The following is an 18,698-nucleotide window of genomic DNA, read 5'->3' on the forward strand; positions in this document are numbered from 1 at the left end:
AGCAAAGTCAGGCAGTTGGACCGCACAGTTGAGGAGAAATTGCAGGAAAGGCGATGGGCGGGCAGGTTCGCCCGGATTGCGGCACAATCGACAGGACCGCCGCCGCCGAAACCGACCATGCAGATCGACGAAGAACTGACCTTCAAGAAGCTGGAAATCTTCCTGGCCTTCATGCGCAGCGGCAACCTGTCGCGCGCCGCTGCCGAGCTCGACACCAGCACGGTCAGCGTGCACCGCGCCATCCACTCGCTGGAGAGCGCCCTGCGCTGCCCGCTGTTCAAGCGCGAGGGGCGCAAGCTCACCCCGCTGGAGAGCGCCCACGTGCTGGAGGACCGCGCGCAGAAGCTGGTCGCCGACATGCTCGACACCGTGCGCCTGACCCGCGAGGCGGCCGGCTTCTCCGCCGAGCGCTTCAAGCTCGGCGCGCTCTACTCGCTGACGGTGAAGACGGTGCCGCAGCTGATCATGGGCCTCAAGCTGCGGCGCAGCGAGCTGAACATCGACCTGATCCTCGGCTCCAACGTCGACCTGCTGTACAGGCTGAAGAACCTCGAACTGGACGCCATCCTGGTGTCGCTCAACGACAGCGTGGCCGACCCGGACTGCGAGTCGCTGCCGCTGTTCAGCGACGACATATTCCTCGCCGTGCCCACCGACTCGCCGTTCGCCAGACAGGCCGAGGTGGACCTGGCCGACCTCAGCGAGGCCACCTTCATCACCCTGACCCAGGGCTTCGCCACCCACCAGGACGCCCAGCGCGTGTTCCAGCAGGCCGGCTTCGCGCCCAAGGTGGCGATGCAGGTCAACGACATCTTCACCCTGCTCAGCATGGTCAGCTCCGGGGTCGGCTACGCCCTGCTGCCCGGGCGCATCGCCGCGGTGTACGAGAACCGCGTGCGGCTGATTCCGCTGCAGGCGCGTTACCGCATGCAGCAGCAGATCGGCGTGGTGTTCCTCAAGAGCCGCGAGCGCGACCCCAACCTGCTGGCGCTGCTGGCCGAGTGCCGGATGTATGCCAAGCGGCACGCGGGCTGAATACGCCAGGCACCGATTGCAGGCGAAGCGGAAATTGACTACCGTCCGCGCCCGAAATCGAACCACCCTGCGGTGAAGCAAGCATGCGCGCACTCCGAGACGAAGACGACTACGACGACTATCCACGCCGTGCCCCGGCGCCGCGCCGCGAGCGGCGCCTGGCCTGGGAGATCGCCCTGGGCATCTGGCTGGGCGGCATGGCCCTCGCCGTCACCTCCGGACTCGGCTGGCTGCTGGTCGGAGCCCTCGCCATCACCACCCTCAGGTTCGGCATCTGAACCCGGTCCTGTCGCGGCGGGCGCCAGGTAGATCGTCGACTGGGAGCTGAAGTCCATGGCACCCCGCCGGTGAGCAGGTATTTGCCCCACAGCACCAGCGCCGTCAGCATGAAGAACAGGGTGATGCCATTCTTGCCGCCGGCAATCCGCGCGGTCACCGTGCAATAGGCCGCCCAGAGATGGCACCGGCAAAGGCCAACCCGTAGCTGAGCGGGTTGTCCCGGATGTTGGCGGCCATCCCGGAGAAATCCAGCCCCTGCTCGCCGCCCCGCCCCCAGCGCAGCAGCAGGCCATGCACGCTCATGCCCTACTCCTCCGCGTCTGCGCCACTGCGCCGGCGGAACAGCGGACGCGGTTCGAGCACCGAGCGGCCGTACAGCACGCTGATGCCGCTCAGGCCCTTGAGCGCGTCGGCGGCCGACTTGTCCTCGCGCACCGCGAAGGCGTCGAAGCCGCACTGGCGCATGTGGCTGAGCTGGTCGCGCAGCACGTCGCCCACCGCACGCAGTTCGCCCTGCCAGCCCAGGCGGGTGCGCAGCAGGTAGGCCTGGCTGTAGGCGCGGCCATCGCGGAAGCTGGGGAACTCCAGGGCGATCAGCGGCAGGCCGGCCAGCCAGGGCGCCAGCTCCTCCGGCTCGTCGTCGGGTGCCAGCCAGAGGCCGTCGCGGGTATCGGCGCGGCCGGCCAGCACGTCCGCGCTCTGCCGCTCCCTCCACAGCGCCAGCGGCAACAGCAGCGGGCCGTCCGGCAGCGGTTCCAGCGGCTCGCGCACCCAGCTCCACGGGTCGTCGTCGACCAGGCATGAGCCGCCTTCCACCAGCTTGATCAGGTTGTTCATGCCGAAGCCTCCTGCTGGCGGTAGACCCGCTCCTTGAACGGCTCCAGGCCGATGCGCTGCACGGTGTCGACGAAGGGCTCGTCGCCCTCGCGGTAGGCGACGAAGGTGTCGACCAGCCGCTCGATGACCTCGGGAATCTGCTCGGCGCCGAACGCCGGGCCGATCACCTTGCCCAGTGCGCTGGCCTTGCCCTGGGCGCCGCCGATGGTGACCTGGTACCACTCGCTGCCGTTCTTGTCGACGCCGAGGATGCCGATGTTGCCGATGTGGTGGTGGGCGCAGGCGTTCATGCAGCCGGAGATGTTCAGGCTCAGCTCGCCCAGATCGTGCAGGTGGTCGAGGTCGGCGAAACGCGCCTGGATGGCCTGGGCGATGGGGATCGACTTGGCGTTGGCCAGCGAGCAGTAGTCGCCGCCCGGGCAGGCGATGATGTCGGTGAGCAGGCCGATGTTGGGCGTGGCCAGGCCCAGCTCGCTGGCGCGCTGCCAGACGGCATGCAGGTCGGCCTTGCGCACGTCGGGCAGCACCAGGTTCTGCTCGTGGGCGATGCGGATCTCGCCGAAGCCGTAATGCTCGGCCAGCTCGGCGACGCCCTCCATCTGCTCGGCGCTGACGTCGCCCGGCGGCATGGCCGGCCCGGGCTTGGTGGACAGCACCACCGCGGCGTAGCCCGCCACCTTGTGCGCCTGCAGGTTGTGTTCGGCCCAGCGGGCGAACGCGGCATCGCTGGCCAGTGCGCTGCCGTAGCCGAGGTCGGCATCGTCCAATACGGCATAGGCCGGCGGCGCGAAATGGGCGGCGACGCGGCGGTACTCGGCCTCGGTCAGCTCGGCCGGGCCCTCCTTGATGTGCTGCCACTCCTCCTCCACCTCGCGGGCGAAGGCCTCGACGCCGAGCGCCTTGACCAGGATCTTGATCCGCGCCTTGTACTTGTTGTCGCGGCGCCCGTGGCGGTTGAACACCCGCAGGATGGCCTCGACGTAGGACAGCAGGTGGCGCCAGGGCAGCGCCTCGCGCACCTGCTGGGCGAGGATCGGCGTGCGCCCGAGGCCGCCGCCGACCATCACCCGCAGCAGCAGCTCGCCGGCTTGGTCGCGGTAAAGGTACAGGCCGATGTCGTGCATCATGATCGCCGCGCGGTCCTGCTCGGCCGAGCAGATGGCGATCTTGAACTTGCGCGGCAGGTAGAGGAATTCCGGGTTGACCGTCGACCACTGGCGGAGGATCTCGGCCAGCGGCCGCGGGTCGAGCAGCTCGTCGGCGGCGACCCCGGCGAAGGCCTCGGTGGTGATGTTGCGCACGCAGTTGCCGGAGGTCTGGATGGCGTGCATCTCCACCTCGGCCAGGCGTTCGAGGATGTCGCCGACCTGCTCCAGCTCGATCCAGTTGAACTGGATGTTCTGCCGGGTGGTGAAGTGGCCGTAGCCGCGATCATGGTGGCGGGCGATGTACGCCAAGGTGCGCAGCTGATCCGCCGACAGCGTGCCGTAGGGGATGGCCACGCGCAGCATGTAGGCGTGCTTCTGCAGGTACAGGCCGTTCTGCAGGCGCAGCGGCAGGAACTCCTCCTCGCTCAGCTCGCCGCTCAGGCGCCGCGCGATCTGGTCGCGGAACTGCGCGACGCGCTCGAGCACCAGGGCGCGGTCGTATTCGTCGTATTGGTACATGGGCTACCTCGTCCGGCCGGCCCGCACCGTCGCGGCGGCGGGCACTCAGGGCGGCGACTATGCCCAGCGGGAACGCGCAAAAACAGCGTCAGATCCCGCTGAAAAAACCGTATCAGCCCACCTGCGCGGCAGCTGTCGCAAGCTGTCCAATCTCATCTGATCCGCTTTTTATCGATGGATCTGAGCCTGTTTCCCCGGCAGTCGATCTCCGATCATGGCCCCATCTTTTGCAGGCCCTTTGGAGCCATCCCATGAGCGAACGCATTCCCGCCCGGATCGTCGAGACGGTCGAGCCGCGCCCCACGCGCCTGACACCCGCCCAGGCCGGCGGTCCGATCCACACCCGCAGCTTCACCGGCCTGTACCGCAACCTGCGCCTGGCCGGCGCCGGCGCGCTGTTCCTGCTGTTCTTCGGCACCGCCTGGCTGAACTGGAACGGGCGCCAGGCGGTGCTCTGGGATCTGGCCGGGCGCAAGTTCTACATCTTCGGCGCTACCTTCTGGCCGCAGGATTTCATCCTGCTCTCGGCGCTGCTGATCATCTGCGCCTTCGGCCTGTTCGCCATCACCGTGGCCGCCGGGCGGGTGTGGTGCGGCTACGCCTGCCCGCAGAGCGTGTGGACCTGGATCTTCATGTGGGCGGAGAAGGTCACCGAAGGCGACCGCCAGCAGCGCGTCAAGCTGGACGCCGCGCCCTGGTCGGCCGAGAAACTGCTGCGCCGCGGCGCCAAGCACGGCCTGTGGCTGGCGGTCAGCCTGGTCACCGCGCTGGCCTTCGTCGGCTACTTCACGCCGATCCGCGCGCTGGTCCACGACCTGTTCACCCTGCAGCTCGATGCCACCGCCGCCTTCTGGGTGTTCTGCTTCGCCGCCGCCACCTACCTCAACGCCGGCTGGCTGCGCGAGAAGGTGTGCCGCGACATGTGCCCCTACTCGCGCTTCCAGAGCGTGATGTTCGACGCCGACACCCTGGTGGTCTCCTACGATGCCGCGCGCGGCGAAAGCCGTGGCGCGCGCAAGAAGGAAGCCGATCCCAGGGCCCTCGGCCTCGGCGACTGCATCGACTGCACCCTGTGCGTGCAGGTCTGCCCGACCGGCATCGACATCCGCGATGGCCTGCAGCTGGAATGCATCGGCTGCGGCGCCTGCGTCGACGCCTGCGACAGCATCATGGACAAGATGGGCTACGCCCGCGGGCTGGTGCGCTACGGCTCCGAACGCGAACTGGCCGGCGGCAAGACCCGCTGGCTGCGCCCGCGTCTGGTCGGCTATGCCGCGGCGCTGCTGCTGATGTTCGGCGCCTTCGGCTGGGCCCTGAGCGCACGGCCGCTGGTCTCGCTGGACGTGACCAAGGACCGCGGCCTGTACCGCGAGAACAGCGCCGGGCAGATCGAGAACATCTACCGCCTCAAGGTGATCAACAAGACCCAGCAGGCGCACCGCTATGCCGTGACGCTGGTCGAGCCCGGGCCCTTCGTCCTGCAGGGCGCCGAAGAGCTGCAGCTGGCGCCCGGCGAGATCCTTGACGTGGCGGTGAGCGTGGCGCTGACCGCCGAGCACGCGGCCGACAGCGCCACGCCGCTGCGCTTCGCGGTGGCGGATCTGGACGATCCCGAGGTACGCGTCACCACCAAGAGCACCTTCGTGTCGCCGCGCCATCGCTGATGCTCCCTGTAGGGGCGAATTCATTCGCCAACGACCGCAGCAAGGCGAATGAATTCGCCCCTACAAGCCAGGTGCCAGCCCAACCCCCGGAGCCGAGCCATGAGCAGTGGCAAGCCGTTAGACTACCTGACGTCCATCCGCAGGCCGCTGAGCCCGGAAAAGATGAAACGCTACGAGAAATTCGCCGACGAGATCGCCGAACTGATTCGCTCCGGCATCCTCGCCCCCGGGCAACGGGTGCCCTCGGTGCGCCATGCCAGCAGCACCTACGGGGTCAGCCCGTCGACGGTGTTCCAGGCCTACTACCTGCTGGAGAGTCGCGGGCTGATCGTGGCCCGGGCACGCTCGGGCTACTTCGTCCGCGAGCTGGCCCAGCGCCCGCTGCCGGAGCCCGGCATCAGCGCCCGCGAGGCGCAGACCAGCGTGGTCGACGTCAGCGAACTGGTGTTCTCGGTGCTCGGCTCGCTGAAGGACCCGAACACCGTGCCGTTCGGCTCGGCCTTCCCCAGCCCCGACCTGTTCCCCCTCGCCCGCCTGGCACGCTCAATGAGCCACGCGGTGCGCGAGCTGTCGCCGCGCGGGGTGATCGCCGACATGACCGAGGGCAACGCCGACCTGCGCCGGCAGATCGCCCTGCGCTACATGGTCAGCGGGGTGATGCTGCCACTGGAGGAGCTGGTGATCAGCACCGGCGCCATGGAGGCGCTCAACCTGTGCCTGCAGTGCGTGACCCGCCCCGGCGACCTGGTGGCCATCGAGGCGCCGGCGTTCTACGCCACCCTGCAGGTACTCGAGCGCCTGGAACTCAAGGCGGTGGAGATCCCCGTGCACCCGCGCGAGGGCATCGACCTGGCCAGCCTGGAGGCCAGTCTCCAGCAGTTGCCGATCAAGGCCTGCTGGTTCATGAGCAGCCTGCAGAACCCGCTCGGCGCGAGCATGGCCGAGGACCGCAAGCGTGCGCTGTACGAGCTACTGCAGCGCCATCAGGTGCCGCTGATCGAGGACGACGTCTACGCCGAGCTGTACTTCGGCAGCCAGCCGCCCAAGCCGGTGAAGAGCTTCGACCGCGAGGGCCTGGTGATGCACTGCGGCTCGTTCTCCAAGTGCCTGGCGCCGGGCTACCGGGTCGGCTGGGTGGCCGGCGGGCGCTGGGCCGAGCAGATCCGCCGGCTCAAGCTGATGACCACCATCTCGCCGTCGGTGCCGGCGCAGGCGGCCATCGCCGACTACCTGCAGCACGGCGGCTACGACCGCCACCTGCGCCGGCTGCGCCACGCGCTGGAGAGCCAGCAGGCGTCGATGCTGGCCTCGGCGGCGCGGCACTTCCCGGCCAGCACGCGGGTGACCCGGCCGGGCGGCGGCTATTTCCTGTGGTTCGAATTCCCCGAGCAGGTCGACTCGCTGCAGCTGTTCCAGCTGGCCCTGGCGCAGGGCATCAGCCTGGCGCCAGGGCCGATCTTCTCGGCCACCCGGCGCTTCGGCAATTGCGCGCGGCTCAACTACGGCCATCCGTGGGACGCGCAGAGCGAGCGCGCCATGGAAGTGCTCGGGCGCATCATCGCCTCGTTCTGATCCGGTCGAATCGCGTCGATCTGAGTCTGTTTTGCCGCGAACCTGCCTTCTACAGTGTGCAACGTGCCGCGCCTTGCGCTGCGGCCGCCTGGACACCGTCAGCAGAAAGGTTTCGACATGAGCACAACGATTTCCGAACAGGCCTACGACTACAAAGTCGTCCGCCAGTTTGCCGTGATGACCGTGGTCTGGGGCGTCGTCGGCATGGCCATGGGGGTGTTGATCGCCTCGCAGCTGGTCTGGCCCGCCCTCAACTTCGACCTCGGATGGACCAGCTTCGGCCGCCTGCGCCCGCTGCACACCAGCCTGGTGATCTTCGCCTTCGGCGGTTGCGGGCTGTTCGCCGCCTCCTACTACACGGTACAGCGCACCTGCCAGGCCCGCCTGTTCGGTGGCCCGCTGATCGGCTTCACCTTCTGGGGCTGGCAGGCGGTGATCGCCATCATGCTGGTCAGCCTGCCGCTGGGCTACACCACCACCAAGGAATACGCCGAAATCGAGTTCACCGGCGCGGTGGTGATGGCCATCGTCTGGGTCGCCTACGCCGTGGTGTTCTTCGGCACGGTGATGCGCCGCCGGACCAGGCACATCTACGTCGGCAACTGGTTCTTCGGCGCCTTCATCCTCGCCACGGCGATGCTGCACATCGTCAACCACCTGGCCATCCCGGTCGGCTGGTTCAAGTCCTACTCGCTCTACTCCGGCGCCACCGACGCCATGGTGCAGTGGTGGTACGGCCACAACGCGGTGGGCTTCTTCCTGACCACGGGCTTCCTCGGCATGATGTACTACTTCGTGCCCAAGCAGGCCGGCCGCCCGGTGTATTCCTACCGGCTGTCGATCGTGCACTTCTGGGCGCTGATCACCCTGTACATCTGGGCCGGCCCGCACCACCTGCACTACACCGCGCTGCCCGACTGGGCGCAGACCCTCGGCATGGTGATGTCGATCATCCTGCTCGCGCCGAGCTGGGGCGGCATGATCAACGGCATGATGACCCTATCCGGCTCCTGGCATAAGTTGCGCACCGACCCGATCCTGCGCTTCCTGGTGGTGTCGCTGGCCTTCTACGGCATGTCCACCTTCGAGGGGCCGATGATGGCGATCAAGACCGTCAACGCCCTGTCCCACTACACCGACTGGACCATCGGCCATGTGCACGCCGGGGCGCTCGGCTGGGTGGCGATGATCACCTTCGGCTCGCTGTACCACCTGATCCCCAAGGTGTTCGGCCGCGCGCAGATGCACAGCGTCGCCCTGATCAACCTGCATTTCTGGCTGGCGACCATCGGTACCGTGCTGTACATCGCCTCGATGTGGGTCAACGGCATCATGCAGGGCCTGATGTGGCGGGCCACCAACGAGGACGGCACCCTGACCTATTCGTTCGTCGAGGCGCTGGAGGCCAGCCACGCCGGCTTCCTGGTGCGACTGATCGGCGGCCTGTTCTTCCTCAGCGGCATGCTGCTGATGGCCTGGAACACCTGGCGCACCGTGCGCCTTGCCGACCCTGTCGTCTCTCAGGCTCATGCGCAGTGCGCATGACCTTTCGCCCGGCGCTTGCACCGGGCCTTTTCATTTGAGGAGCAACACCATGACCAACGAGTTCTGGTTGCTGACCTGCGCGACCCTGTTCATCGCCGCCGTGCAGTTCTGTCTCTCGGGCAAGAGCCAGCGCGGTCTGGACGAGGCGACCATGCTGCCCTTTGCGGACGACCCGGAGGTGGCGCGGCGCATGGAGCAGGCCACCGGGCGCAGCCGCACGGGATGTGCCTGTCCTGGTTCTTGCCGTGGCCGCTGTGATGACTGGAACAACTTCCGCGCCTGATCCGTACCCCGAACGGCGGCGTCATGCCCCAAACGCCAACGGCCCGCACAAGGCGGGCCGTTGGCTGGACCTGGGTGAAGCGATCCGATCAGGCCACCGCGCGCATCGCGACATGCCAAAGACAGTGATCGCAAAGTCGTGCACGTACGCCTCCATGACGTCAGCAGAGCGTCAGCCTTCAGGACAGTGCTCAAACTCCGCCGCCAAGCGTGCGACGCTCATCCCAAGTACGATCTGATCGTCCGGGACGAGCAGGTAAGTCCAGGGCTTGCCGCCGTTGCTCAGCGCATGCTCGTTGGCAAACCCGCACCAGCGCACTGCGGCACGGGCCTTGGCCTGCACCTCGTCATGGTCGATCTGGTCGGCGCGCTTGGGCTCGACGATCAGATGCACCCTATCGGTTTCCACCACGAAGTCCGGCTCGTAGTTGCGCCCTTCCTGGTATTCGATACGGAACTGGCCGGGGGCCGGCTTCATCCACTTGAGCACCTTGTCGTCGTCCTCGAGCAGCTGTGCCAGGCGCCACTCACCCTCGACCGAGTCGAACTTCTGGTAAGGGAAACAGCACCTCTGGAAACCTTCGAACACCATCTGGCGGATCGCGCGGCGGTCGGTGATGGGGGCACGGAAATGTCGAGGCTTCTCACCCGCCGGCAGGATGAAGGTAGCCGGGCGCAACACCTCGAAGCCTGCAATCACCTTGCCGCGATAGTCGCAGGGCGTGGTCCAGCGCTGCTCCTGCATCTGCGCCCAGATGAAGTCGCCCAGCTGTTTCTGCCAGTAGAGCAGGACATTCTCCACCTCCGCCTCGTCGTGCAGGTAGCTGCGCAGATGCTCGACCAACTGCCCCGCCAGCTTGTACAGCAGGTCGGCATACTGGTCGTAATCCACCTCGTCGCGGGCGAACAACTGGCGAACCAGGTAATCCTCCGGACGTGCCTCGCGGGCCTGCTGCGGCCCCCACTGGATGCTTGCGCTGCGCTCGCTTTCCAGATGGCGCAGGAGCATTTCCTGGCTGACCGGCTCGAAGCGGATCTTGCTCAGGTTCTGCAGATCGAAATCGTGGAAACCGTAGTTCACCTCGCGGCTGGGCAGCACGGTGATATGCGGGATGTCGATGGTCAGTTCGACGGCCTTTTCCGTCACGCTGCGCACCAGGCTCTCGATCTCGGCCGTGCTGGGCAGCGGCTCGCTTTCCAGGCCGCCCAGTTCCTGCTGAACGGGACGCTGCTCCTGCAGGGTGCGCTGCACGCGGCGGATCAGCTTCTGCTGCAGCGACTCGTCGGCCAGTTGGCGGCTGGAGGTCAGCTTGCGCGCCTCCTCCTGTACGGCCTGGATGGCCGCCGCAGCGATCTTCGCCTCCTGCTCCGAGCGCACCGCCACCTGATAGCGAGCGGCGTTTTCGGCCGCTGGAGTGGCGTCCTCGCTGGAGGTCTGCACCACCGAAACGGGAGGGGCCTCGAGCTGCTGCGGCTGGCGATCCGGCACGTCGGCATCGGCGCCGCTGCCGATGTAGATTTTCTCGTGGATCAGCGAGTCGTCCTGGTTGGCGCGGTCGACGATTTCCTGGAAGCGGTCGTGAGCAACGATGCACAGGCGATCCACCGCATCCACGCCGGTACGCTTGCCGTAGGGCAGGCGCAGGCCGCGGCCGATGGTCTGCTCGGTGAGAATTTCCGACGCCGAGGCGCGCAGCGGCACGATGGTGTAGAGGTTGGTGACGTCCCAGCCTTCCTTGAGCTTGTTGACGTGGACGACCACCTCGGTGGTTTCGTCGTGCTCCACCGCCAGCAGGCGCTGCATGGACTCGTCCGACTCCTCGCCGGACTGGTTGGAGTGCACCTCGATCACCCGGCCCCGGTAGCGACCGCCGAAGAACTCGTCCGACTCGATACGCGCGCGAATCTCGGCGGCGTGGGCCGTGTCCTGCGCCACCACCAGCATGAACGGCTTGACGGCGCGCACGCCCTGGCTGCGGGCGTAGTTCTCCAGCTCCACCTTGACGTATTCGTGGTGGTGGATGCCGTCTTCCAGCTTGATGGTTTCCAGCGCCTCGGTCGTGTATTGGTCGGAGCGGAAGTCCTTGCGCGTGGCCACCGCCGGGATCTTCACGTAGCCGTCCTTGAGCGCGCAGGACAGCGGGTAGTGGTAGACCACATTGCCGAACGGGCGCGGCCTGGCGCCGACGGTCTTCGGCGTGGCGGTCAGCTCCAGCCCCAGCACCGGCTTGAGGTCATTGATCGCCTTGGCACCGGCATCGGCGTAGTAGCGATGGGCCTCGTCCATCAGCACCACCAAGTCGGGCAGGTTGGCCAGATACTCGAAGTAGGACTCGCCCAGATACTCCTGCAGGCGGCGCACCTTGGCGGTAGCCGACTTGACGGCGCCCTTCTTGTTGTCGCGGGCGTTGATCTTGGCGATGTTGAAGATGTTGATGTGCAACGTGGAGTCAGCGCCGAACAGGTCGCCGGAGAGGGTGGCCGGCACGGCGTAGTCGAGACGAACGCCGCGGCCATCCTCGTAGTCCTCGCCGGTGATCACCACCGGCGGCGTATTGGCCATTTCCGGGATGCCGGCGAACACGTACTTGGGCTGGCCGAGGGTGAAGTCCTTCTTCAGCTTCTCGTAGATGGTCAGGTTGGGCGCCAGCACCAGGAAATGCCGGCTGCGCCCGGTAATGAACAGCCAGGCGATCATCGCGCCCATCAGCCGCGTCTTGCCCACCCCGGTGGCGAGGGCGAAGCACAGCGAGGGGAAAGCCCGCTCGAAGGCCTGCATGCTCGGGTAGTGGGCCTGAATCACCTGCAGCCAGTGCTGCAGGTCCGGCTCCTTGCCCAGCGGCAACTGGTCGAGCAGATCGACCAGCACCTGCAGGGATTCGCGCTGGGGTTTGCGCAGCGAAAGGTTGGCACTGATTTGGTTGGCTACTCTCTGGCCCTTGATCGGCTCAGCCATGACAGATTTCCTTTCCGTTATTCGTCGTCGAAGTCGTCTTCGTCCGCTGCTTCGCCGGTCAGATCGATGCTGAAGCTGTAATCGTCGTGGTCCCACTCGCACTTGCCGAGAATGGCCCTGGGAATCTTCTTCAAGGTCAGGTTCGGGAAGGCATCGGTGTCGGCCATGAACGCCTTGCAGCAGATCAGCAGGCTGCGCTGGCTGCCGACCTCCTCGCTGATCAGGCGCAACTGGTCGTGGCTCAGGCTGCCGGTAGTGACGTAGATGAAGCTCGTCTCGCTACCCTGCCCGTGCATCCAGAAATGGGTCTGGCTGGGCGCGTAGGTGAAGCCCATGTGCTTGCACATGGCCTCTGCGAGCATCTCGGCGTTGTAGGCCGGATTGATCACCCAGTTGCCCCACTGGTCCTTCTTCAGCAGCGACGGCGCCAGACGCATGTAGCGGAAACCGCCGCCGCCCTGCCAGTTCACCGCCTTGCTGATGCCACCCTGGTCCTCGCCGTCGATGACCTTCTTCAGGCGCGGCACGATATGGGTATGGCAGTGCTCGCCCAGCTCGACCATGATCCAGCGCCGCCCCATCTTGTGCGCCACCGCGCCGGTGGTGCCGGAGCCGGCGAAGGAGTCGAGGACGAGGTCGCCGGGACGAGTGGCAATATGTATCACTCGTTCCAAAAGCTGCTCCGGCTTTGGAGTGCCAAACGGCTCATCGTCAGGAAAGAGAGCCAGGATTTCTTTCTTTGCGGCTTCATTGTCACCAGCAAACTCAGAATCCCACCAAGTCATTGGCACAAGACCTTTTTCCTCTCCTCGGAACTGCTTGATTCTGGGTTTCCCTGTGCCGCTACTGGGAAAATAAACCCGATTATCCTTCAAGTACTCCAAGTAGACTGGTTCAGTGGCGCCCCAACAACGCCCCTTGGGAGGCTCGACAAAGTCACCACTCGCAGTTTTTATTTTATACATCTGGTTCGGACGATAACCTTGTGCACTGAATGGAATAGAACGCCACTCACCGCGAGGATCATTGTCTGGATTTGCGTATCCTGCGCTGTTTGCCGGCAAAAGCTGCCTGGTAGATTTCCAATCCACTGCGCCGCACTTTGCGTATACGAGCATGTGATCATGAGCTGATCCGACTGCAGCCCGATTTTCTCTTGAAGTGCGCTTCTGCCAAACAATATTGGCCACAAAATTCCGGCGCCCAAACACCTCATCGCACAACACTTTCAAATAGTGCGCTTCATTGTCATCGATGGTGATCCACAACGAGCCATCGTCCGCCAGCAAGGTACGGATGAGCTCCAGCCGGTCGCGCATCATGGTCAGCCACAGCGAATGCTCCAGCCCGTCGTCGTAATGGCTGAAGGCGCTGCCGGTGTTGTACGGCGGATCGATGAACACGCACTTCACCTGGCCGGCGTATTTGGACTCCAGCGCCTTGAGCGCCAGCAGGTTGTCGCCCTGGATCAGCAGGTTGTCGTTGTAGCTCGGCGGCGGTTGGTCGGTCAGCAGGTCGCCCTGCCGCGGCAGGGCGGTCTCGGCGCTGTAGGACAGCGCCTTGTCCTCGATCAGGATGCGCGGTTCCAGGCGCGGACGCTTGTCCTTGCCGATCCAGGTCAGCTCCAGTTTGGTTTTTTCGCTCATTGCGGGGTACGGCCTTATTCGTCGTCGAACTGCGCCAGCAGACCGTTGCTTTCGCGGCTGGCGGCGTAGATCGTCAGTTTCAGTTCGGTATGGTCGATCTGCTCAAAGAGCGGGCGCCGCAGGGACAGCCGCTCGCTGGCGGCGAGGATGGTCGGCACGCCTTCGCCGCGCCGTTCGATCAGGTTCTGCCGGCGGGTGACCGGGTCGGCCGGGTAGTAGCGGCTCAGCAGGTTCACCAGGGTTTCGTTGCGGCTGATGCTGTTGGCGTCCATGCTCGCCACCGTCAGGCTGTTGGGCAGCCCGCCAGGTGTGGAGATTTCCATCCGGTCGGCGAACAGGTGCACACGGATGCGGGCGCCGTACATGGCGTAGTCGCGGTGCGCCACGGCATTGACCAGCGCCTCGTAGACCGCACCCGGATCGTACTGGGGAATGTCGATGCGGCCGGGGCGCTTGACCGCCTCCACGCGCATATTGCGCTTGACGAAGTTAAACGCCTGGCGGATCTGCTCGTCGACCGGGCCGTCGCAGTCCTGAGCGTCGAGCTGGTATTCGGCATTGCGCTCGCTGCCGGAATAGGCCACGCACTGCACGTAGGCCGAGGACAGGAAGTCGGCCGGACGACGAGTCAACAGCAGCACGCCGCTGACCGACAGGCGCAGGCGCAGCTCCTCGTCCTCGACCAGCAGGTAGAGCTTCTTCAGTTGCAGGAGCTCCGGCAGGTCACTGCGCAGGAAACGCGCCTTGAGCGCGGGGTCGATATCCTCGACGCCGGTCCGGGGCACCGGCTGCTCGTCGAAGCGGATCAGCCGCGCCATGCTGCGCTGCTGGAACAGCCGGGCGAGCAGCTCGGGCGACATTTCCCGCTTGCTGGAGCCGACACGGTGGAAGTAGCCATGCGGGCTGCGATGGACGAACAGGCTCTTGGCCACCCGCACCCAGACCAGTGGCCGGGCGTTGCCCTGACGGTCGGGCACCTCCACCAGGCGCGTCTCGATGGGCAGCGGCGGGTCGATGGCCTGGCTGGCCATATTGCTTAGCCACAAGTCGACGATATCCAGCTGCTCGCGCTCGATGCCTTCCACTTCGCGCGTCTTGTCGTTGACGCCGAGCAGCAGCACCCCGCCGCTGCCGTTGGCGAAGGCGGCCAGCTCGTCGGCGACGCTGTCGCGATGCGGCTTGGCGACCTTGCTGCCCTCGATGGTCACCGCCTTGAATTCGTAGGCCGAATCCTCGCCCAGGCGTATCTGGTAGATCAGCTCGCGTACCAGTTCCGTGGTGTTGATCATCTCTCGCCCTCCAGGCGCCAGCGCAGAGCGAACAGCGCTTCCTGCCGCTCGCCGATCTGCAGTTTCCTTTCGATCTCCTCGAGCAGCCGGTCTTCCTCGGTCTCGATCTTCTTCTTTTCCTCGTGGTAGTCGAGCATCAGCCGGTCGCGCTCGCGCTCGAGTTTCTGCAGCGCCTTCTTGGCGGCCATCTTCTCCTGCAGGGTTTCCAGCTGACGGACGGCCTTGCGGGCTTCCTTGATCTCCTGATCGAGCTGTCTGATTCGCAGATCCTGGCCGATGCGCTTGTCTTCGGCCCAGCGCTCGAACTTTCCGGTTTCTTCTTCGAAAAAGCGGGCATTGCGGGCCTCGGCCTCGGCCAGATGGGCGAGACGCAAGGCGTCGAGTTGCAACTGCAGGGCTGCGCCATGGCGCAGCGTGGCGGCAGGCGACAATTCGCGGGCCTTCAGCTGCAGCAGACGGTTGCAGGTACGCTCGTCGAGCTCCACGCCGCTGTCGCTGCGGCCGGCCAGCAGCAGGTATTCGCGCCGTTCTTCACCGCTCGTCAGGCAGAGTTTTTCCACCTGCAGTTCGCCGGACTGACCGATGAACCGCTGCAGATCGGACAGTTGACCATTGCCGGTCGGCTCGTAGACGAAGGCCAGCTCGGCCGGTCCGGCGCCGGTCAGCGCAGCCTGGGCCTCGGCGATCAACTGCGCGCCCAGCCCGGTGGCCGGCTGGAAGAAGCGCGCATCCGTCTGCTCGGCGCTCTGCCAGTGGGGGGCGTACCACTGGCCGTCGAGCTGGAAGCGCTCGGCCTCGAAGTGCGCCTGCGGCAGGCTCATGCGCGCCAGCAACAGCAGGCGTTGCTGGTAGTCGTCCAGCTCACGGCAGGCACGCTCGCGGCGCATGCTCAGGCGCTGTACCACGTCGACGTCGAAGTTCTCCAGCAGGGCACGCTGCGCTTCGCGGTTGCGGCTGTCGATCTGCTCCTCCAGCTCGGCCTGCAGGCGGTCGAATTCGGCCTCGATTTCTGCCGTAGTGCGGCACAGCTGGTAGATCCTGTGGATGCGCTGCTCGATATCCACGCCAGATTCGATGGCGCCGAGAATTTCGTCGGAGGCGCCGAACACGCCTTCGAACAGCTGGAACTTGCGGTTGAGCAGCTCGAAAACCCGCCGGTCGGCCACGTTACCGTTGTTGATGAAGTTCACCACCACCACGTCGTGCAACTGGCCATAGCGGTGCACGCGGCCGATGCGCTGCTCGACCCGCTGCGGATTCCATGGCAGGTCGTAGTTGATCAGCAGCGAACAGAACTGCAGGTTGATACCTTCGGCACCGGCCTCGGTGCAGATCATGATGCTGGCCTGCTCGCGGAAACGTTCGACCAAGGCGGCCTTCATGTCGGCGCTTTTCGCGTTGGAGATGCGCGAGCTGCCCTTATGTTTTTCCAGCCATGCTCGGTAGGTCTGCTGCGAGTCGGCATCGTCATTACTGCCGTTGAGCAGCACGATCTGCCCCGCATAGCCGGCGGAGGAGAGCTGCTCGAACAGCCAGGCCTGGGTACGCACGGACTCGGTGAAGATCACCGCCTTGCGTGGCCCGCCCAGACGCTCGGCAGAGTCGAAGGCCCGCTCCAGAGCGCGCTGCAGGGCTTCGCCCTTGGCATTGCGCGCGATCCCGCTGGCCAGTTGCAGGAAATCCTTGAGCCGGTCGATTTCCGCCTGCAGGGCGACGGGGTCGACGAAGTCCTCGTCGTCTACCGCCGTGGCATCGCTCAGGTCGTCGAGCTCCTCGTAGTCCTGCAAGGCCTCGGCCAACGATTGGCGCTTTTCCAGGCGATCGATCATCCGCTGCAGGGTGCCCTGGATGGCGTGAGACGAGGAGGCGAGGATCTTGCGGATGACCAGGGTGACCAGTTGCCGCGCCTTCGGCTGGATAGCCAGCGTGCTTTCGTCCTGCAGGTAGGAGGAAATCCGCGCATAGAGTTCCTTCTCATCCGGGTACGGATCGTAGGCCTCGGTCAGCGAATAGCGACGGGTGAAGTTGATGCCGCCCTCCTCCTGCACCTGTCGGCGCAGGGTACGCCTGCAAACGCTCTGGAGCCGGCTGCGTAGTTGCATCAGTTCGGCAGCCGGCATCTTCGGCCGGCAATAGCGCGCCTTGAAGGACTCCAGATCGCCGAAGAAATGCGGGTCGATGATCGACACCAGGCCGTACAGCTCCAGCAGGTTGTTCTGCAGCGGGGTGGCCGACAGCAGCAGCTTGGAGCTGCCCGCCAGGGCGGCCTCCAGCGCCTTGGCAATCTTGGCGCCCTCAGCCTTGTAGCTATTGCGCAGCTTGTGCGCCTCGTCGAAGACCACCAGATTCCACTGGATCAGTCCCAGCTCCCGCTGCTTGCGGGCGGCGAACTCGTAGGAGCAGATGACGATGGCCGACTGCTCGTCGAACGGATTGTCGACGCCCTGCTTGCGGGCGGCATTGAATTTCTTGCTGTCGAGAATGATCGAGGGCAGCTCGAACTTGTCGGCCAGCTCCTGGCTCCACTGCTTGCGCAGGGTGGCCGGAACGATCAGCAGCAGGCGGCGACGCTGCTCCGCCCACTTCTGCGCCAGCACCAGGCTGGCTTCGATGGTCTTGCCCAGACCGACCTCGTCGGCCAGCAAGGCGCCGCGCGACAAGGGGGAGCGCAGGGCAAACAGCGCCGCATCGACCTGATGCGGGTTCATGTCCACCCTGGCGCTGGCCATGGTCTGCGTCAGCGCCTGCTCGTCGCCTCTGGACAGCGACAGCCAGTGGGCCAGATAGGCGCGTTGATAGGGGGTGTACATCACCCCTCCTTCCTGGATGCAAGGGGGTCAAAGTTGGCGGGGTGCTCGACCCGGGCGAGGAATTCGCCGATGGCCTGGCGGATGACCCAAGCCAGCGACAGGCCGTGACGGTCGGCCAGAGCCTGCAATTGCTCGAGCTGTTCGGGAGGCAAGGAGATGGTGGTACGTGCGGACTTCATGTCGGTTCACCACGAAGCATAAATGTGCATCACTTTACATCAGGCGATGCTGCATTGCGCGGTAATCGAGGGAAACGGGCCTATTTCCGCCCTCACCGAGCACATCGTGCAAACCCAAAACGCCAACGGCCCGCACAAGGCGGGCCGCTGACGAAGGCATTCCCGATCAGCCGAACAGGCCACGCATCAGGAAGTAGATCAGCGACGGGCCGAGCAGGCAGCCGAGGGCGGTGTAGAAGGCCGCGGTCAGGCAGCCGTAGGGCACCAGCTTCGGATCGGTGGCCGCCAGGCCGCCGGCCACGCCGCTGGAGGTGCCCATCAGGCCGCCGAAGATCACCGCGGCGCGCGGGTTGTTGAGGCCGATGAAGGGCGCCACGAAGGGGGTGGCGACCATCACCACGATGGCCTTGATCAGGCCGGCGGCGATCGACAGCGCCATCACCTCGGAGCTGGCGCCGATGGCCGCGCCGGTCACCGGGCCGACGATGTAGGTCACCGCGCCGGTGCCGATGGTGGTCAGGCTGACCGCGTCGGTGTAGCCGAAGGCCAGGGCCACGCCGGCGCCGGCGACGAAGGAGGCGAAGATGCCGACGAACAGCGCCAGCACCCCGCTGGCCCCGGCGCGCTTGAGCTCTGCGGGATTGACGCCGAAGCCGGTGGCGATGATGGCGAAATCGCGCAGCATGGCGCCGCCTAGGATGCCGATGCCGGACAGCAGCGGGATGTCGACCAGACCCTTCTGCCCGCCGGTGTACAGGCCACCGAAGTAGGACAGCACCAGGCCGATGAGGATGGCGATGGCCGAGCCGTGCAGGCGGCCCTTGGTCAGCCTGGCGGACATCCAGTAGGACAGCCACATGGTCGCGCCGATCACGGCGAAGCCGCTGATCATGCCGTAGCCGTTGAGTACCTTGGTCAGGGATTCGAGGATCATGGC

Annotated in this window: 16 protein-coding genes; 7 read left to right on the forward strand and 9 right to left on the reverse strand. The window is 65.8% G+C overall.

Annotated features, from left to right (window positions below; genetic code table 11):
* Positions 1-117: 117 nt before the first annotated feature.
* Positions 118-1,035, forward strand: coding sequence for a LysR substrate-binding domain-containing protein (locus tag SK095_RS07400; RefSeq protein ID WP_320548445.1), 918 nt, complete (start codon positions 118-120; stop codon positions 1,033-1,035).
* An 83-nt stretch (positions 1,036-1,118) separates the two neighbouring features.
* Entirely contained in the window at positions 1,119-1,313 is a 195-nt protein-coding gene (locus SK095_RS07405) for a hypothetical protein (RefSeq protein ID WP_168772479.1), read from the forward strand.
* A 154-nt stretch (positions 1,314-1,467) separates the two neighbouring features.
* Here SK095_RS07405 and SK095_RS07410 read toward each other — a convergent pair whose 3' ends face one another.
* Genes SK095_RS07410 through SK095_RS07420 form a run of 3 tightly spaced genes read right to left on the reverse strand, consistent with a single transcriptional unit; the run spans position 1,468 to position 3,818 of the window.
* On the reverse strand, positions 1,468-1,617 hold the full coding sequence (locus SK095_RS07410) for a hypothetical protein (protein WP_236574811.1): 150 nt from the start codon (positions 1,615-1,617) through the stop codon (positions 1,468-1,470).
* Positions 1,618-1,620: 3 nt separating this feature from the next.
* Positions 1,621-2,151, reverse strand: a complete 531-nt coding sequence (locus SK095_RS07415) for a DUF934 domain-containing protein (protein WP_320548446.1) — start codon at positions 2,149-2,151, stop codon at positions 1,621-1,623.
* Positions 2,148-3,818: a nitrite/sulfite reductase gene (locus tag SK095_RS07420; protein ID WP_320548447.1), complete on the reverse strand. Its 1,671-nt coding sequence runs from the start codon at positions 3,816-3,818 to the stop codon at positions 2,148-2,150. The genes SK095_RS07415 and SK095_RS07420 overlap by 4 nt, the downstream gene beginning before the upstream one ends.
* On the opposite strand from SK095_RS07420, the gene SK095_RS07425 reads away from it, so the two are divergent.
* The 5 genes from SK095_RS07425 (at position 3,817) to SK095_RS07445 (ending at position 8,882) form a co-directional block, all read left to right on the forward strand.
* Positions 3,817-3,978 carry a hypothetical protein gene (locus SK095_RS07425; protein WP_320548448.1) on the forward strand — a complete coding sequence of 54 codons (162 nt, stop codon included), beginning with the start codon at positions 3,817-3,819 and terminating at the stop codon, positions 3,976-3,978. The genes SK095_RS07420 and SK095_RS07425 overlap by 2 nt on opposite strands.
* 91 nt (positions 3,979-4,069) lie before the next feature.
* Positions 4,070-5,482 carry a cytochrome c oxidase accessory protein CcoG gene (gene ccoG / locus SK095_RS07430; protein WP_320548449.1) on the forward strand — a complete coding sequence of 471 codons (1,413 nt, stop codon included), beginning with the start codon at positions 4,070-4,072 and terminating at the stop codon, positions 5,480-5,482.
* 162 nt (positions 5,483-5,644) lie between these two features.
* On the forward strand, positions 5,645-7,054 hold the full coding sequence (gene mapR, locus SK095_RS07435) for a GntR family transcriptional regulator MpaR (protein WP_320548877.1): 1,410 nt from the start codon (positions 5,645-5,647) through the stop codon (positions 7,052-7,054).
* Positions 7,055-7,171: 117 nt separating this feature from the next.
* A complete protein-coding gene (ccoN, locus tag SK095_RS07440; RefSeq protein WP_320548450.1) occupies positions 7,172-8,599 on the forward strand; it encodes a cytochrome-c oxidase, cbb3-type subunit I in 1,428 nt (475 codons plus the stop codon).
* 49 nt (positions 8,600-8,648) lie between these two features.
* Positions 8,649-8,882 carry a cbb3-type cytochrome c oxidase subunit 3 gene (locus SK095_RS07445; protein ID WP_320548451.1) on the forward strand — a complete coding sequence of 78 codons (234 nt, stop codon included), beginning with the start codon at positions 8,649-8,651 and terminating at the stop codon, positions 8,880-8,882.
* A gap of 171 nt (positions 8,883-9,053) precedes the next feature.
* On the opposite strand, the gene SK095_RS07450 is transcribed toward SK095_RS07445, so the two are convergent.
* The 6 genes from SK095_RS07450 to madM form a co-directional block, all read right to left on the reverse strand.
* The gene (locus SK095_RS07450) at positions 9,054-11,837 is read right to left on the reverse strand and encodes a DEAD/DEAH box helicase (RefSeq protein WP_320548452.1); all 2,784 of its coding nucleotides are present in this window, start codon (positions 11,835-11,837) and stop codon (positions 9,054-9,056) included.
* 17 nt (positions 11,838-11,854) lie between these two features.
* Positions 11,855-13,483, reverse strand: coding sequence for a site-specific DNA-methyltransferase (locus SK095_RS07455; RefSeq protein ID WP_320548453.1), 1,629 nt, complete (start codon positions 13,481-13,483; stop codon positions 11,855-11,857).
* A 14-nt stretch (positions 13,484-13,497) separates the two neighbouring features.
* Positions 13,498-14,772, reverse strand: a complete 1,275-nt coding sequence (locus SK095_RS07460) for an ATP-binding protein (protein ID WP_320548454.1) — start codon at positions 14,770-14,772, stop codon at positions 13,498-13,500.
* Positions 14,769-17,582 (reverse strand): SNF2-related protein, encoded by a 2,814-nt coding sequence (locus SK095_RS07465; RefSeq protein WP_320548455.1) that lies wholly within the window; start codon positions 17,580-17,582, stop codon positions 14,769-14,771. Before SK095_RS07465 ends, SK095_RS07460 begins: the two co-directional genes overlap by 4 nt.
* Entirely contained in the window at positions 17,582-17,761 is a 180-nt protein-coding gene (locus SK095_RS07470; protein WP_320548456.1) for a CopG family transcriptional regulator, read from the reverse strand. The genes SK095_RS07465 and SK095_RS07470 overlap by 1 nt, the downstream gene beginning before the upstream one ends.
* Before the next feature lie 166 nt (positions 17,762-17,927).
* Positions 17,928-18,692, reverse strand: coding sequence for a malonate transporter subunit MadM (gene madM / locus SK095_RS07475; protein ID WP_320548878.1), 765 nt, complete (start codon positions 18,690-18,692; stop codon positions 17,928-17,930).
* Positions 18,693-18,698: the final 6 nt, after the last annotated feature.

This window comes from Pseudomonas sp. AN-1, assembly GCF_034057115.1.
GTDB lineage: Bacteria > Pseudomonadota > Gammaproteobacteria > Pseudomonadales > Pseudomonadaceae > Geopseudomonas.

Bases quoted from the DNA above. Each gene is read 5' to 3' on its own strand.
- SK095_RS07470 (WP_320548456.1), bottom strand. From the start codon at position 17,761: ATGAAGTCCGCACGTACCACCATCTCCTTGCCTCCCGAACAGCTCGAG.
- SK095_RS07455 (WP_320548453.1), bottom strand. From the start codon at position 13,483: ATGAGCGAAAAAACCAAACTGGAGCTGACCTGGATCGGCAAGGACAAG.
- mapR (WP_320548877.1), top strand. From the start codon at position 5,645: ATGAAACGCTACGAGAAATTCGCCGACGAGATCGCCGAACTGATTCGC.
- SK095_RS07425 (WP_320548448.1), top strand. From the start codon at position 3,817: ATGGGCTACCTCGTCCGGCCGGCCCGCACCGTCGCGGCGGCGGGCACT.
- SK095_RS07465 (WP_320548455.1), bottom strand. From the start codon at position 17,582: ATGTACACCCCCTATCAACGCGCCTATCTGGCCCACTGGCTGTCGCTG.
- SK095_RS07415 (WP_320548446.1), bottom strand. From the start codon at position 2,151: ATGAACAACCTGATCAAGCTGGTGGAAGGCGGCTCATGCCTGGTCGAC.
- ccoG (WP_320548449.1), top strand. From the start codon at position 4,070: ATGAGCGAACGCATTCCCGCCCGGATCGTCGAGACGGTCGAGCCGCGC.
- SK095_RS07450 (WP_320548452.1), bottom strand. From the start codon at position 11,837: ATGGCTGAGCCGATCAAGGGCCAGAGAGTAGCCAACCAAATCAGTGCC.
- SK095_RS07410 (WP_236574811.1), bottom strand. From the start codon at position 1,617: ATGAGCGTGCATGGCCTGCTGCTGCGCTGGGGGCGGGGCGGCGAGCAG.
- SK095_RS07420 (WP_320548447.1), bottom strand. From the start codon at position 3,818: ATGTACCAATACGACGAATACGACCGCGCCCTGGTGCTCGAGCGCGTC.
- SK095_RS07400 (WP_320548445.1), top strand. From the start codon at position 118: ATGCAGATCGACGAAGAACTGACCTTCAAGAAGCTGGAAATCTTCCTG.
- ccoN (WP_320548450.1), top strand. From the start codon at position 7,172: ATGAGCACAACGATTTCCGAACAGGCCTACGACTACAAAGTCGTCCGC.
- SK095_RS07445 (WP_320548451.1), top strand. From the start codon at position 8,649: ATGACCAACGAGTTCTGGTTGCTGACCTGCGCGACCCTGTTCATCGCC.
- SK095_RS07460 (WP_320548454.1), bottom strand. From the start codon at position 14,772: ATGATCAACACCACGGAACTGGTACGCGAGCTGATCTACCAGATACGC.
- SK095_RS07405 (WP_168772479.1), top strand. From the start codon at position 1,119: ATGCGCGCACTCCGAGACGAAGACGACTACGACGACTATCCACGCCGT.